Origin of the sequence: Kitasatospora sp. NPDC057965 (assembly GCF_042887135.1) — a bacterium.
Taxonomy (GTDB): domain Bacteria; phylum Actinomycetota; class Actinomycetes; order Streptomycetales; family Streptomycetaceae; genus Kitasatospora.
In genome coordinates, this window is record NZ_JBHVPZ010000008.1 from 77,207 (window position 1) to 92,084 (window position 14,878).

The following is a 14,878-nucleotide window of genomic DNA, read 5'->3' on the forward strand; positions in this document are numbered from 1 at the left end:
GTCACCATCGGTGAGCCGCCCCAGCCGGCCCCGCCGATCCGAGCAGAGCCGGAGGCCCCGTCGGTGTCGAGCAGTGGGTACGGCGGCGGGGGAGCGCGACGGGCGGGCGCCGGCGGAGGCGCCGCCGCCCGCGCCCGGCTGCGTCGTGGCGCGGACCGCGCGATCGACGGCCGCGCCGGGGCGGCCGGGGCGGCCGGGGAGCGGCCGGCCGGGCGCCGCCGGGGCGAGGGCGGGGCCGAGGGGGCGGCGTCCGCCCAGCCGATGCAGCCCGCCCCGTCGCTGACGGTGCCCGACGCGGCCCCGTCGGCCGGCATGCGCAGCCGCCCCGGGCGGGCGTTCCCGGGCGGCCCGCGCGCCGTCGGGGCGGTCCCCGCCGCCGGGAGCGGCGGCCGTGCGAGCGGCAGCCTCTTCGACGTGGTCAGGGTGGCCGTCGCGATCCTGGACACCGCCGGCCGCGTGGTGCTCTGGAGTCCGGCCGCCGAGGAACTGCTCGGCTGGCCGAGCGAGCTGCTGGTCGGCCGCCGGATCGACTCGCTGGTCCCCGACGAGGAGCAGGTGGACAGGGTCCGGGCCGCGATCCAGGACACCCTGCGGCACGGCCGCTGGTCCGGCCCGGCCGAGCTGCGCGACCGCGAGGGCGCCCCGGTGCTGGTGGACGCCCGGATCTCGCTCCTGGTGGACGGCGACGGCACCCCGTTCCTGCAGGTCAACCTGGCCGCGGCGGCGGCCGTCCGGGCCGTGGAGCGGGACCTCGCGGTGCGTGACGCGCTGTTCGAGCAGTCCCCGCTGGGCATCGCGATCCTCGACACCGAGCTGCGCTACACGGCCGTCAACCGGACCCTCGCCGAGATGAACGGCGTCGCGGCGGAGGACCACGTCGGCCGCACCACCGGCGAGACCCTGCCGGAGCGGGCCGCCGACGAGATCACCTCGATCCAGCGCCAGGTGCTGGCCACCGGCGAGCCGGTCATCGACGTCACCCTGGCCTCGCCGATCACCGCCAGGTCCGGTTACCGCTCGGTCTCCTACAGCCGGATGACCGACCGCTCCGGCCGGGTTCTCGGCATCTCCGGCACCGTGATGGACGTCACCGAGCGTTACCGGGCGGTGGCCAAGGTCGAGCACGCCCGCCGTCGCCTCTCGCTGCTCAACGAGTTCGGCTCCCGGGTCGGTGACCTGCTGGACGCCTCGCGGATCGCGCAGGAGCTGGCCAGTGCGGTGGTGCCCAGGCTGACCGACCACGCCGCCGTCATCCTGCTGCAGGCCGTCGCGCACGGTGACGACCTGCCCCGGCACGGCCACGACCGCCGCACCTCGCTGCTCCAGCTCGGCACCGCCTCCGTCCAGGACGGCCCGGAGGTGGAGGTGATGCTGCGGCGCGGCGCCCGGATCACCTTCGCCGAGGACTCCGCCTGCGGCCGGGTGCTGCGCACCGGCGTGCCCGAGCTGCTCTCCGGCGCCGACCAGCTGAGTGACGTCACCTACGCCGGCGACCCGAAGATGCAGGCGGCGCACGACCTGGGCGTGCACTCGATGCTGGTGGTGCCGCTGCGGGCCCGGGGCATCGTGATCGGCCTGCTGCTGGTCAGCCGGGCCGGCTACCGCGAGGGCTTCGACCGGGACGACCTGGCGTTCACCGTCGAGCTGGCGGACCGGGCCGGCTCCTCGCTGGACAACGCCCGGCTGTACGCCCGCGAGCGCACCGCCGCCCTCACCCTCCAGCGCACCCTGCTGCCGCAGCAGGTGCCGCAGCCCACCGGCGTGGAGGTCGCCTACCGCTACGTGCCGGGCAGCAGCGGCACCGAGGTCGGCGGCGACTGGTTCGACGTCATCCCGCTGCCCGGCGACCGGACCGCGCTGGTGGTCGGCGACGTGATGGGCCACGGCCTGCGGGCCGCCGCGACGATGGGCCGGCTGCGCACCGCCGTCCGGGTGCTGGCCGCCCTGGACCTGCCGCCTGACGTGCTGCTGCGGCACGTCCACGAGCTGGCCGACGACCTCGCCCAGGGGCCGGACGAGGCGCTGCTCGCCACCTGCGTCTACGCGGTGTTCGACCCGGCCACGGCGACCCTGACCGCCGCCAAGGCCGGCCACATCCCGCCGGTGCTGGTGGTGCCGGGCAACGAGGCGGACGGGCCGACCCGCAACGGCGGCCCGCTGCCCGGCGGCGCCGGCCGGATCCTGGAGCTGCCCTCCGGCGCCCCGCTCGGGGTCGGCGGCGTGCCGTTCGAGTCCGTCGAGCTGAAGATCCCCGAGGGCAGCCTGCTGGCGCTGTGCACCGACGGCCTGGTGGAGTCCCGGGACAAGGACCTGGACGTCGGCCTGGACCGGCTGATCACGGTGCTCCAGCAGCCCTACGCGTCCATCCAGGCGGCCTGCGAGGCGGTGCTGGACACCATGGAGCAGGGCCGCGAGCCGGACGACGTGGCGCTGCTGCTGGCCCGGCTCGGCCACGGGCAGGCCGGCACCCCGACGGCCGGCTGGACGCTGCCCGCCGAGCCGACCGCGGTCTCCCGGGCCCGCCGGCTGGTCCGCGCGACGCTGGCCGAGTGGGGCGTCGAGGAGCTGACCGACACCGCGGAGCTGCTGGTCAGCGAGCTGGTCACGAACGCCGTCCGGTACGCGAGCGCGCCGATCGGAGTGCGGCTGACGCTCGGCGAGACGCTGCTGGTGGAGATCTCCGACCCGCTGCCGGACCCGCCGCGCGAGCGGCACGCCGCCGAGGCGGACGAGGGCGGCCGCGGGCTGGAACTGGTGGACCTGCTGGCCCTGCACTGGGGGGCCAGGGCGGAGGGGATGGGCAAGGTGGTCTGGTTCGAGCAGGCGCTGCCGGGCACCCCCGAGGCGGAGTTGTCCGGCGGTTGAGCGGCGGACGGGCCGTCCGGGAGAACGCCGCTGCATATGCCATCGGGAGCCCGTGGGGGAGCGCGCGCTCCGGCAGGGGGCGCGAGCGTGGCATTGTGGTTGCGCGGGCGGTAGGACAAAAACCTTCGCCCGATCTGATGTTGTGATGTTGAGGGCGTGTGAACGTACCCCTCGATGATGAATACTCGGTCTTCTCGACATCCGGACGGTCGCGGGTTTGGAGGGGTCGGTCCGTGAACAGCACCCCGGCGCGCAATGCGCCGAGCAGCAGCGGTCATGCCGCTGTACCCGGGCAGGCCGGCGCCCAACGCCGGCCCGCCCCTGCCCACCAGCTGCCCGTACCGGCCCGCGCCCCGCGGCCGACGGCCGAGGAGCAGCGGTGGGGTGCCGGGGATCCGGGCTCGTTCTACGACTACATCCGGGTCGCCACCTTCGCGATCGGCCCCGACGGCCGGATCAGCCAGTGGAGCGAGCGCGCGGCCGAGTTCTTCGGCGTCCCCGCCGCCGAGGCGGTCGGCGCCGACCCGGTGACCACCTTCGTCCCCCGTGAGCTCTGGCGGCGCGGCCGCGCCCGGCTGGAACGCATCCTGGCGGGCGAGGAGTGGGTCGGCACCACCCCGTACCGGCACGCCGACGGCGGCGAGGGCCTCGCCGAGCTCTACCTCATGCCGGACAGCGCGCTGCCCACCGCCGGCGCCACCTGTCTCGCGGTCGACCTCGGCCGGCTCCGCCGGATCGAGACGGATCTGGCCGCGTCCGAGGCGGTTTTCGGCCAGACGCCGACCGGCTTCGTGCTCTTCGACGACCGGCTCCGCCTCCAGCGCGTCAACGACGCCTTCGCCTCCGGGATGGGCCTCGCCCCCACCGACCTGGAGGGCCTCACCCCGCACGACATCTTCCCCGGCTCCGAGGCCGACCGGCTCACCGCCGCCCTGCGCAAGGTGCTCGCCAGCGGCGAGCCCGTCTTCGACCTGCGCTTCCACGCCGCCGTCCCGACCCGCGAGGGCAACCGGCTCTGGGCCGTCTCGCTCTACCGCCTCAACGGCGCGGCCGGCCAGCCGATGGGCGTCGCCGGACAGGTCTCCGACGTCACCAGCCGGCACGTCGCCGAACGCGAGGCCGACGGCGTGCGCCGCAACCTCGCCCTGCTCAACGAGGCCAGCGCCCACATCGGCTCCACCCTCGACCTGGAGACCACCGCCAAGGAGCTGCTGGATGTCGTCGTCCCGCCGTTCTGCGACCTCGCCACCGTCGACCTCTACACCGCGCTGCTCTCCGGCGAGACCGTGCCCACCGCCGGCCGGCTCGGCGACACCGTGCTCACCGACGGCAGCGGCGAACTGCGCCGGGTCGCCGTCTCCAGCGTGGTCGGCGGCGCCTCCTCGGTGCTCGGCTCGGTCACCGGCCTGCCCATCGCCGAGGCCGGCGGCACCCTCTGCTACCCGCGCCGCTCCCCGCACGCCCGGGCGCTGCGCACCGGCCGCAGCGTCGTCCCCGAGCCCGGGCCCGACCCGCTGCTGCGCTCCACCCTGATCGTCCCGCTGGTCGCCCGCGACCAGGTGCTCGGCCTGGTCCAGCTCTCCCGGGCGATCGGCAGCGAGCCCTTCGACGCCCGCGACGTCGCCATCGCCGAGGAGCTCGTCGCCCGCGCCGCCGTCTGCATCGACAACGCCCGGCTCTACCGCCGCGAGCACGAGCGCGCGCTGATCCTCCAGCGCAGCCTGCTGCCCCCGGGCAACCCGGTCGCCAGCGGACTGGAGATCGCCTGCCGCTACCTGCCCAGCAACAACAACACCGAGGTCGGCGGCGACTGGTTCGACGTCATCCCGCTGCCCGGCAACCGCACCGCCCTGGTCATCGGCGACGTCATGGGCCGCGGTCTGCGCGCCGCCGTCGCCATGGGCCAGCTGCGCACCGCCGTCCGCACCCTGGCCATGCTCGACCTGGAACCCGGCGAGGTGCTCTCCGCGCTCGACGAGATCGCCCGCGGCCTCGGCGACGACACCGCGCCCACCGGCCGGTCCAACCCGTACGGGCGGCTCACCTCCAGCGCCGACGAGGAGGCCCGCGAGGTCTACCTGGCCACCTGCGTCTACGCCGTGTACGACGCGGTCACCCGGCGCTGCACCTTCGCCAACGCCGGCCACCTGCCGCCCGTCCTGCTCGGCCCCGGCGAGCCCGCCCGGATGCTGGACGTCCCGCCCGGCCTGCCGCTCGGCGTCGGCGGCGAGCCCTTCGAGGAGGTCGAGCTCACCCTCCCGGACGGCGCCGTGCTCGGCCTCTACACCGACGGCCTGGTGGAGAGCCGCAAGCACCAGCTGGACGAGGGCCTGAAGGCCTTCCGCACCGCCCTCTCCGACGGCGGCAAGGGCCTGGAGGACCTCTGCGACCACGTCCTCGGTGAGCTCAACCCGCACCACGGCGAGGACGACATCGCCCTGCTGATGGCCAAGGTGCACGCCTTTCCGGCGGACGCGGTCGGCCAGTGGTTCCTGCCGCCCGAGCCCACCTCGGTGGCCAAGGCCCGCGAGTTCGCGTGCAGCTGGCTGCTCGCCCGGGGCCTGGACGAGCTGGTCGACACCACCGAGCTGCTGGTCAGCGAGCTGGTCACCAACGCGCTGCGGCACGGCCGGGGCGAGATCCGGCTGCGGCTGCTGCGCGACCGGACCATGGTCTGCGAGGTCTGGGACGACGGCTACGCCCAGCCCCGGCAGCGGCGCGCCCACGAGACCGACGAGGGCGGCCGCGGGCTCCAGCTGGTCAGCCTGCTCGCCGAACGCTGGGGCAGCCGGCGCACGCCCAAGGGCAAGATCGTCTGGTTCGAGCTGGGCCTGTAGGGCCCGATCGGCGGTACCGCCGATCGGGTGCTGTCCCCGGTGGCCCGCCGTGTCGGGGTCGTCGGGCGAGCGGGGGCGGCGTTCCATGGCCGCCATGCGCGCCCGCCTCCCCGTCGCAGCCGCCGCGCTGCTGCTCGCCCTCGGTGCCACGGCCGGCTGCCTCGGCGGCCCCGACCCGGCCCGCACCGTCCGCACCCCCGACCCCGCGCCGCCCGCCCCGGCCGTCGTCACCGGGGACGTCCGCCCGGTCGACCGGGCCGCCGTCCGCGACGGCGGCACCCTGCGCTGGGCCGTCGACGCCGTCCCGGCCACCCTGAACGCCTACCAGGGCGCCGCCACCGCCGACTCCGCGCTGCTCGCGCACGCCCTCTACCCGGCGCTGTTCCGGCCGGACGCGCACGGCGAGTGGACGCCGGACCCGGACTACCTGACCGCCGTCGAGTCCACCCCGCCCGGACGGCTGCCCCAGGTGGTCACCTACCACCTCAACCCGCACGCCGTCTGGAGCGACGGCACCCCGCTCTCCGCCGCCGACTTCATCGCCCAGCGGGCCGCGCTCGCCGGCTCCGCCGCCACCGCCGCCCGCCCCGCCGGGTACGAGGCCGTCGACTCCATCACCCAGGGTGCCGACCCGCACGAGGTCCGCGTCACCTTCCGACAGCCCTGCGCCGACTGGCGGGCCCTGTTCGGCCCGCTCTACCCCGCCGCCGAGACCGCCACCCCCGCCGCCTTCGAGCGCCCGCTGCCCGGCGGCACCGCCCACCCGACCGCCGGCCCGTTCCTGGTCGACGGCTACGACCCGGCGGGCGGCCGGGCCACCCTGGTCCGCAACCCGTTCTGGTGGGGCGAGCCGGCCAAGGCGGACCGGATCGAGTTCCTCGCCGTCCCGCCCGAGCACCGCGCCGAGGAGCTGGCCCGGGGCCGGCTCGACCTCGCCCCGTTGACCGCGGCGGTCGAGCACGCCGGGCCCGACACCGCCGAGGCGCTGCGCCGGGCCGCCGCGCTGCCCGGCGTCACCCTGCACCGGGCAGCCGGGACCGGCCTCGCCCAGCTCACCCTGAACGCCGCCCGCGAACCGCTCACCGACGCGGTGCTGCGCCGCGGGCTGGCCCGAGGAGTCGACCGACGGCACGCCGCCGACGCCGCGCTGACCCCGTTCGGACTGCCCGCCGCGCCGCTCGGCCACCACCTGCTGGCGGGCGACCAGCCCGGCTACCGGGACGACTCCGACGCGCTGGGCGTCGCCGATCCCGGGCGGATGCTGGACATCGCCGGCTGGAAGCGCCCCGCGAGCGGCGGAACCCGGGCCCGGGACGGCCGTGAACTGGCGCTCACCCTGCTGGTCCCGGTCGGCTCGGCGACCCTCCGGCGGGCGGCCGACGCGGTGGCGGCGGACCTCGGCGCGATCGGGGCGGCCGTCCAGGTGGTGGAGGCGCCGGCGGACGCCGTCCTGCGCGACCACCTGGCCACCGGCGACTACGACCTCGCCCTGTTCTCCTGGCCCGCCGGCCCCGCCCCGGCCGACGAGCAGCGGCCCGTCTACGCCAAGCCCCGCCCCGGCCCGGACGGCGCTCCGGAGGCCGGCCGCAACTACGCGCGGGCCGGGACGGACGAGATCGACCGCCTCTTCGGCCTCGCCGCCGCCGAACCCGACCCGGACGCCCGCCGCGCCCTGCTCCAGGAGACCGACGCGCGGATCTGGCAGCTGGGCCACTCCGTCCCGCTCTTCCAGCGCCCGGAGGCGGTGGCGGTCCGCGACGGCCTGGTCGGCGCCGGAATCCGGGGCCTGGCCCGCCCCCGCCTCCAGGACCTCGGCTGGGCGGCGGGCTAGCGGACCTCGACGGGCCGCTCCAGCATCCGCTCCACGTCGGCGATCCGGGTGAGGCCGGGGCACTCCCGGCGGGCGCGGGCGAGAGCCTCCCCGGCCCGCTCGGGCCTCCCGGTCGCGATCAGGGCGGCGGCCAGCGTGCAGCCGGCGTGAGCCCGCCAGTGAGGGGAGAGCCGGGCGTCGACCGCGTGGCGGCGGGCGGCGCGGACGGCCGCCTCGGGATCGCCGTTGAAGCGCGCGAGATCGGCCGCCCCCTGGACGTGGCGGAGCTTGGCCCGCTCGTCGTGGCCGAACACCTCCAGGACCGGGGCCAGCAGCGCACCGGCCGTGGCCGGGGTCAGCTCCCCACTGTCGCTGCGGCACACGATCACCGCGGCGGCGACGGCGTGCGCCTCACGCGGGTCGCAGCCTTGCGCCAGGGCCAGCCCGATGATCCGGTCGGCCTCGTCGTGGCGGCCTTCGGCGAGCGCCACCCCGGCGGCCGTGAGGCGGGTGCGAACCGCCCGGGCCGGGGCGGGCCCGTCCAGCACGGCGCGTGCCTCGGGGATCCGGCCGCGCCACAGCAGCCGTTCGGCCGTGATGTCGCGGGTCGACCAGAGGTGGTGCTCCAGGGCCCGGGGGCGGAAGGGCAGGACGAGGACGGCCCAGATCGAGTTGAGCGGTGACGGCGCCCCGAGGAGCACGAGGAGAACGAGGGTGGAGAGCAAGCCGAGCCCGATGCCCCGGGCCGCCCCCGTGAAGGAAAGCGCGAGCCAGGCTCCGAGACCGCCGTGCACGGCGAGCCGGCCGACCGAGCAGGCCCAGAGCCGCAGCCTCGGGGCCCGCACGGGCAGCAGGCCCCAGTCGAGGCGCGGGCCGCCGGTGGGCCGCAGCCCCAGGCTGACCGGGACCCCGGCGACCGTTCCCTGCCACAGCACCCGCCCGCACCCGTAGGAGACGCCGAGGAACCGCCCCCCGCCCAGCCGGTGGGTGAGGAGGACCCAGAGGTCGGAGAGCGGCTCCTGGCCCAGCAGGGTGCCGATCAGGAAGCCGAGCGCGGTCCACGGCGGGAGGCCGTGGTCGACCTTGGCGGACAGAACCACGGTGCCGGCGACGAGGACGATCCGGGGAAGGACGGAGCGGAGGTGGTGGATCACGGCCGAAGCCTGGCGGAGGCGGAACACCGGGTGGAAGGGTGAGTGACCGAGCTGTGATCTTGATCCCGCCCGTGATGCCCGTTTCGGCCGAGCTCGGCGGTTCCCCGTACCATAGGAGGAAGCCGTGGCATGTCCTGCCCGGCGGGTGGACCGGTAGTAGCAGGCGGAACGGGTGGTGGCGGCCGACAGGGGTCGCAAGTGCGCGTCACGCAGCCGGGCGCTCTAACCCACGATTCCAGGAGAATCCGCTAGGCATGCCCACGCGCAACGACATCCGTAACGTCGCCATCGTCGCTCACGTCGACCACGGCAAGACCACCCTGGTCGATGCCATGCTCAAGCAGGCCGGTGCCTTCGCCGCTCACCAGCAGCTGGACGACCGGATGATGGACTCCAACGACCTGGAGCGCGAGAAGGGCATCACCATTCTCGCGAAGAACACCGCGGTCAAGTACCACCCCAAGGACGGTGGCGCGCCGATCACCATCAACATCATCGACACCCCGGGCCACGCCGACTTCGGTGGCGAGGTCGAGCGCGGTCTGTCGATGGTGGACGCGGTCGTCCTGCTGGTCGACGCCTCCGAGGGCCCGCTGCCGCAGACCCGCTTCGTGCTCCGCAAGGCGCTCACCGCGCGGCTGCCCGTCATCCTCTGCATCAACAAGACCGACCGTCCGGACGCCCGGATCGACGAGGTCATCAACGAGACCTACGACCTCTTCCTCGACCTGGACGCGGACGAGGACCAGATCGAGTTCCCGATCGTCTACGCCTGCGCGCGTGACGGCGTCGCCTCGCTGACCAAGCCGGAGAACGGCACCGTTCCCGCGGACAGCGACAACCTGGAGCCGTTCTTCTCCACCATCCTGGAGCACGTCCCGGCCCCGACCTACGACGCGGACGCCCCGCTGCAGGCCCACGTCACCAACCTGGACGCCGACAACTTCCTCGGCCGCATCGCGCTGCTCCGCGTCGAGCAGGGCGAGCTGCGCAAGGGCCAGACGGTGGCCTGGATCAAGCGCGACGGCACCATCTCGAACGTCCGCATCTCCGAGCTGCTGATGACCGAGGCGCTCACCCGCAAGCCGGCCGAGGTGGCGGGCCCCGGTGACATCTGCGCCGTCGCCGGCATCGCCGACATCATGATCGGCGAGACCCTGGCCGACCCGGAGAACCCGATCGCGCTGCCGCTGATCACGGTGGACGAGCCGGCCATCTCGATGACCATCGGCACCAACACCTCGCCGCTGGTCGGCCGGGGCGGCAGCGGCAAGGGCGCGGACGCCAAGTCCGCCGGCCGGGTCGACCGCAAGGTCACCGCCCGCCAGGTGAAGGACCGCCTGGACCGCGAGCTGATCGGTAACGTCTCGCTGCGCGTCCTGGACACCGAGCGCCCGGACGCCTGGGAGGTGCAGGGCCGCGGTGAGCTGGCGCTGGCCATCCTGATCGAGACCATGCGCCGCGAGGGCTTCGAGCTGACCGTCGGCAAGCCGCAGGTGGTCACCAAGGAGGTCAACGGCAAGACCCACGAGCCGGTCGAGCGTCTGACCGTCGACGTGCCCGAGGAGCACATGGGTGCCGTCACCCAGCTCATGGGCATCCGCAAGGGCCGGATGGACAACATGTCCAACCACGGCTCGGGCTGGGTCCGGATGGAGTTCGTCGTCCCGTCCCGCGGTCTGATCGGCTTCCGGACCGAGTTCCTCACCAACACCCGCGGCACCGGCATCGCGCACTCGATCCACGAGGGCCACGAGCCGTGGTTCGGCACCCTGACGACCCGCAACAACGGTTCGCTGGTCGCCGACCGGGCCGGCGTGGTCACCGCCTTCGCGATGACCAACCTGCAGGAGCGCGGCGTGCTCTTCTGCGACCCGGGCACCGAGGTGTACGAGGGCATGATCGTCGGCGAGAACTCGCGCGCCGACGACATGGACGTCAACATCACCAAGGAGAAGAAGCTCACCAACATGCGGTCGTCGAACGCCGACGTCGCCGAGTCGATCGTCCCGCCGCGCAAGCTCTCGCTGGAGCAGTCGCTGGAGTTCTGCCGCGAGGACGAGTGCATCGAGGTGACCCCGGAGACGGTTCGCATCCGTAAGGTCGTGCTGGACCAGAAGGACCGCGGCCGTACCGCCTCGCGCGCGAAGAAGGCGTGATCAAGGCCTTCTGAGCCCTTCCGGCGGTGCTTTGGCCGGATTCGTTCGCCCCCCTTTCCGATGGGAAGGGGGGCGAACTTTTTCAACTACTCCACGCTGTCGACGCGCGTATAAACGGAATAGCGCTTACCACGCCGAGGTGTCCGCTGAGCGAACGTGACAGTCCGTCATTCATGACGACTGTCCGGTTGATGCCTGTCTGAGTATGTCTCTTATGTCCGATTTTCGAAACTTACCGACCGTTCATGTGACCTAATTGAGATCGGCATTGGTCACTTTCGTGTCCGTGCGTGACACATAGTGGGTGCAGTCAGGCTCGGGTCAAGGGTTACGCGCAGGGGTGCGCGCCGAAACCACGAGCGCGGACGGCACGGCGGACCGGACCAACCGCCCGCGGTGCTCTCCTCGTTGGAAAGTCGAATTCAGGAGGCATCCCCCCATGCGTGGTGCAACCCAGACCAAGTGGATCGTCGCGGCGACCGCGATCGCCCTCGCGGCGACCGCCTGCAGCACCAGCTCGAAGAGCGACGACAAGGCCGCCTCCGGCGGCGGCTCGATCGCCGTTCAGCTCGGTGAGCCGCAGCACGGCCTGGTCCCGCAGAACACCGCGGAGTCCGAGGGTGCCGAGGTCCTGGGCCAGCTGTTCGCCGGCCTGGTCGAGTACGACCGGAAGACCAACGAGCCGAAGCTGCGCGTCGCGGAGTCGATCGAGTCCCCGGACAGCAAGGTCTGGACGATCAAGCTGAAGGACGGCTACACCTTCCACAACGGTGAGAAGGTCACCGCCCAGTCCTTCGTCGACGCCTGGAACTGGGGCGCCAACCAGGACAACGCGGCCGAGGGCCTGCCGTTCTTCGCCAAGATCGAGGGCTCCGAGGACCTGGCCCCGGGCAAGGACAAGAAGCCGGCCACCGACAAGCTCAAGGGCCTGCAGGTCGTCGACGAGAAGACCTTCACCGTCACCCTGACCAACCCGTTCTCCCAGTTCAAGACCATGCTGGGGTACAACGCGTTCTACCCGCTGCCGAAGGCCTTCTTCCAGGACCCGAAGTCGTTCGGGGACGCCCCGATCGGCAACGGCCCGTTCCAGATGGACGGCAAGTGGGAGCACAACAAGCAGATCAAGGTCAAGCGCTACGACAACTTCCCGGCCTCTGACGGCAAGGCGAAGCTGCAGGGCGTCACCTTCAAGATCTACGACAACCTGGACACCGCGTACAACGACCTGCGCGCCGACAACATCCAGGCCACCGACAAGCTCCCGATCTCGGCCATGGGCACCGTCAAGGGCGAGTTCGGCGACCGCTACATCTACAAGCCGGAGTCCGGCGTCGGTTACATCGGCTTCCCGATCTCGACCAACCCGGCCACCTACGGCAAGCCGGAGATCCGCAAGGCGATCTCGATGGCGATCGACCGCGAGGCGATCACCAAGCAGATCTTCTCGGGTACCCGCGTCCCGGCCGACGACTTCATCAACCCGCTGATCCCGGGCTACCGCAAGGGCGCCATGGGCGACGCGGCGAAGTTCGACCCGGCCAAGGCCAAGCAACTGTGGGACACCGCCGGCGGCGTCCCGAACAACACCATCGAGCTGGGCTACAACGCCGACGGCGGCCACAAGGAGTGGATCGAGGCCGTCGCCAACCAGCTGAAGAAGAACCTCGGCGTCGAGGTCACCACGAAGCCGTTCGAGAAGTTCGGCAAGATCCTGGACGCGCTGGGCGCCAAGCAGTACTCCGGTGCCTTCCGCATGGCGTGGTCGATGGACTACCCGTCGATCGAGAACTACGAGCGTCCGATCTTCTCCAAGGTCGCCATCGAGAACGGCTCGAACTACGGCGGTTACGTCAACGACAAGTTCGAGGCGCTGCTGGACCAGGCCGACCAGGCGAAGAGCCCGGAGGAGGGCCTGAAGCTGTACCAGCAGGCCGACGACGTCCTGATCGAGGACCTGCCGTACATCCCGGTCTACACCTACATGTCCTCCGCCGCGTACTCCAAGAAGATCAAGAACTTCGACACCGACGCCCAGGGTCGTATGAACCTGGCCGAGGTCGAGCTCGCCGGCTGATCTGAGACGCAGACGTTAGGGGGCGGGTGGAGACCGGACCACAGTCCGGCTCCCCCCGCCTCCCTTCCTTGTCCGAAAGTGTGGAGGTCTAATGGGCCGCTATGTGATCCGCCGACTGATACAGGCGATCCCTGTCCTTATCGGCGCGACGCTGCTGATCTACGCGTTGGTCCACTACCTGCCCGGTGACCCGGTGCAGGCGCTGGCCGGCGAGAAGCGAGCCGACCCGGTCGTCGCGGACATGATCCGCGAGAAGTACCACCTGAACGACCCGTTCCTCGTTCAGTACTGGAACTACATCACCGGCGTCTTCCAGGGCGACCTGGGAGAGAGCCTCACCGGCCGTTCGGTGAGTGAGATGATCGGGGACGCCTTCCCGTACACCGTCAACCTCGCTCTGGTGGCTTTTGTCATCGAGGCGGTCGTCGGTGTCGCGGCCGGTGTCATGGCGGCCCTGCGCAAGGGGAAGTTCCTGGACCAGCTGGTCCTCATCAGCACGCTGCTGGTCATCTCGATCCCGGTCTTCGTCACCGGCTTCGTGCTCCAGCTCGTGCTCGGCGTCAAGCTGAAGAACGACTACGGCATCGAGATCTTCTCGGTGTCCTTCAACGAGGAGGACGGGCTCCGGGCGTACCTGCTGCCGGCCTTCGTCCTCGCCTCGATGTCGCTCGCGTACGTCGCCCGTCTGACCCGCACCAGCCTGATGGAGACCATGCGCGCGGACTACGTCCGCACCGCGGTCGCCAAGGGCCTGAAGCGCCGTCGGGTGATCGGCCGCCACGCGCTGCGCAACGCGCTGATCCCGATCGTCACCTTCCTGGGCGCCGACCTCGGCGGTCTCATGGGTGGTGCGGTCATCACCGAGCGGATCTTCAACATCCACGGCATCGGCGGCCTGCTCGCCCAGTCCGTGTACCAGAAGCAGGGGACGATCATCGTCGGCGTGGTCACGCTGCTGGTGCTGATCTACCTGATCACCACCCTGCTCGTGGACCTGCTGTACGCCGTGCTCGACCCGAGGATCCGCTATGAGTGACACCATCACCAAGGGCCCCGAGGCCCCTTCCGGCGACAACGGCGCGAAGGGCGCGGCGAAGGCCCAGAAGCCCGAGCGCGTCGCGAGCCTCTGGTCGGACGCGCTGCGCGACCTGCGCCGCAACCCGGTCTTCATCATCGGCGCGGTGCTGGTGTTCTGCCTGCTGGTCATCTCCGCGGTGCCGCAGCTGTTCACCGACGGCAGCCCGTTCGCGGGCGGTGCCTGCGACCTGGACAACTCGTTGAAGCGTCCGAGCGCCGAGCACTGGTTCGGCTTCGACGTCCAGGGCTGCGACATCTACACCCGCACCATCTGGGGCGCTCGCAACTCGGTCACCGTCGGTGTGCTGACCACCCTGACGGTCACCGTGGTGGGCTCCCTGCTCGGCCTGCTGGCCGGCTGGAAGGGCGGGATCGTCGACTCGATCCTGTCCCGCTTCACCGAGATCTTCTTCTCGATCCCGCTGCTGCTCGGCGGCATGCTGATCATGTCGATGCTCGGCACCGGCAACGCCTACACCGTCTCGCTGGTCATGGCCGTGCTCGGCTGGCCGCAGATCTTCCGCATCATGCGCGCCTCGGTGCTGGCCAACAAGAACAACGACTACGTGATGGCGGCCCGCGCCCTGGGCGCCGGCTCCGGCCGGATCACCTTCCGGCACATCCTGCCGAACGCCATCGCGCCGGTCATCGTCGTCGCCGCGATCTCCCTGGGTGTCTACATCGGCGCCGAGGCCGCGCTGTCCTACCTGGGCATCGGTGTCCAGCCCCCGCAGATCTCCTGGGGCCTGATGATCAGCGACGCCCAGCCCCGCTTCCTGAACGCCCCGCACGTCCTGCTCTTCCCGGCCGCCGTGCTGAGCATCACCGTGCTGGCGTTCATCATGCTCGGCGACGCGGTGCGCGACGCCCTCGACCCGAAGCTCCGCTGAGAGAAGAGGTGA

Annotated in this window: 8 protein-coding genes; 7 read left to right on the forward strand and 1 reads right to left on the reverse strand. The window is 72.2% G+C overall.

The features are described 5' to 3' along the window. The first annotated feature begins 63 nt into the window (after positions 1-63). The 3 genes from ACFVVU_RS12610 to ACFVVU_RS12620 all read left to right on the forward strand — a co-directional run bounded on the left by ACFVVU_RS12610 (position 64) and on the right by ACFVVU_RS12620 (position 7,533). Complete coding sequence (locus ACFVVU_RS12610) at positions 64-2,865, forward strand: SpoIIE family protein phosphatase (protein ID WP_387789666.1); 2,802 nt, start codon at positions 64-66, stop codon at positions 2,863-2,865. Positions 2,866-3,098: 233 nt separating this feature from the next. Next, entirely contained in the window at positions 3,099-5,702 is a 2,604-nt protein-coding gene (locus tag ACFVVU_RS12615; protein ID WP_380683158.1) for a SpoIIE family protein phosphatase, read from the forward strand. 94 nt (positions 5,703-5,796) lie between these two features. Next, the gene (locus tag ACFVVU_RS12620) at positions 5,797-7,533 is read left to right on the forward strand and encodes an ABC transporter family substrate-binding protein (protein WP_387789668.1); all 1,737 of its coding nucleotides are present in this window, start codon (positions 5,797-5,799) and stop codon (positions 7,531-7,533) included. Here ACFVVU_RS12620 and ACFVVU_RS12625 read toward each other — a convergent pair. Then, positions 7,530-8,666: a hypothetical protein gene (locus tag ACFVVU_RS12625; RefSeq protein WP_387789670.1), complete on the reverse strand. Its 1,137-nt coding sequence runs from the start codon at positions 8,664-8,666 to the stop codon at positions 7,530-7,532. The two genes, ACFVVU_RS12620 and ACFVVU_RS12625, sit on opposite strands and share 4 nt — an antisense overlap. Before the next feature lie 254 nt (positions 8,667-8,920). Here ACFVVU_RS12625 and typA point away from each other — a divergent pair, with 254 nt between their 5' ends. The 4 genes from typA to ACFVVU_RS12645 all read left to right on the forward strand — a co-directional run bounded on the left by typA (position 8,921) and on the right by ACFVVU_RS12645 (position 14,866). Next, on the forward strand, positions 8,921-10,825 hold the full coding sequence (gene typA, locus ACFVVU_RS12630; RefSeq protein ID WP_380683161.1) for a translational GTPase TypA: 1,905 nt from the start codon (positions 8,921-8,923) through the stop codon (positions 10,823-10,825). 439 nt (positions 10,826-11,264) lie between these two features. After that, positions 11,265-12,899 carry an ABC transporter substrate-binding protein gene (locus ACFVVU_RS12635; RefSeq protein ID WP_380683162.1) on the forward strand — a complete coding sequence of 545 codons (1,635 nt, stop codon included), beginning with the start codon at positions 11,265-11,267 and terminating at the stop codon, positions 12,897-12,899. Between the two features lie 91 nt (positions 12,900-12,990). Next, positions 12,991-13,935 (forward strand): ABC transporter permease, encoded by a 945-nt coding sequence (locus tag ACFVVU_RS12640; protein ID WP_350546867.1) that lies wholly within the window; start codon positions 12,991-12,993, stop codon positions 13,933-13,935. Then, positions 13,928-14,866, forward strand: coding sequence for an ABC transporter permease (locus tag ACFVVU_RS12645; protein ID WP_380683163.1), 939 nt, complete (start codon positions 13,928-13,930; stop codon positions 14,864-14,866). The genes ACFVVU_RS12640 and ACFVVU_RS12645 overlap by 8 nt, the downstream gene beginning before the upstream one ends. The last annotated feature ends 12 nt before the right edge of the window (positions 14,867-14,878 follow it).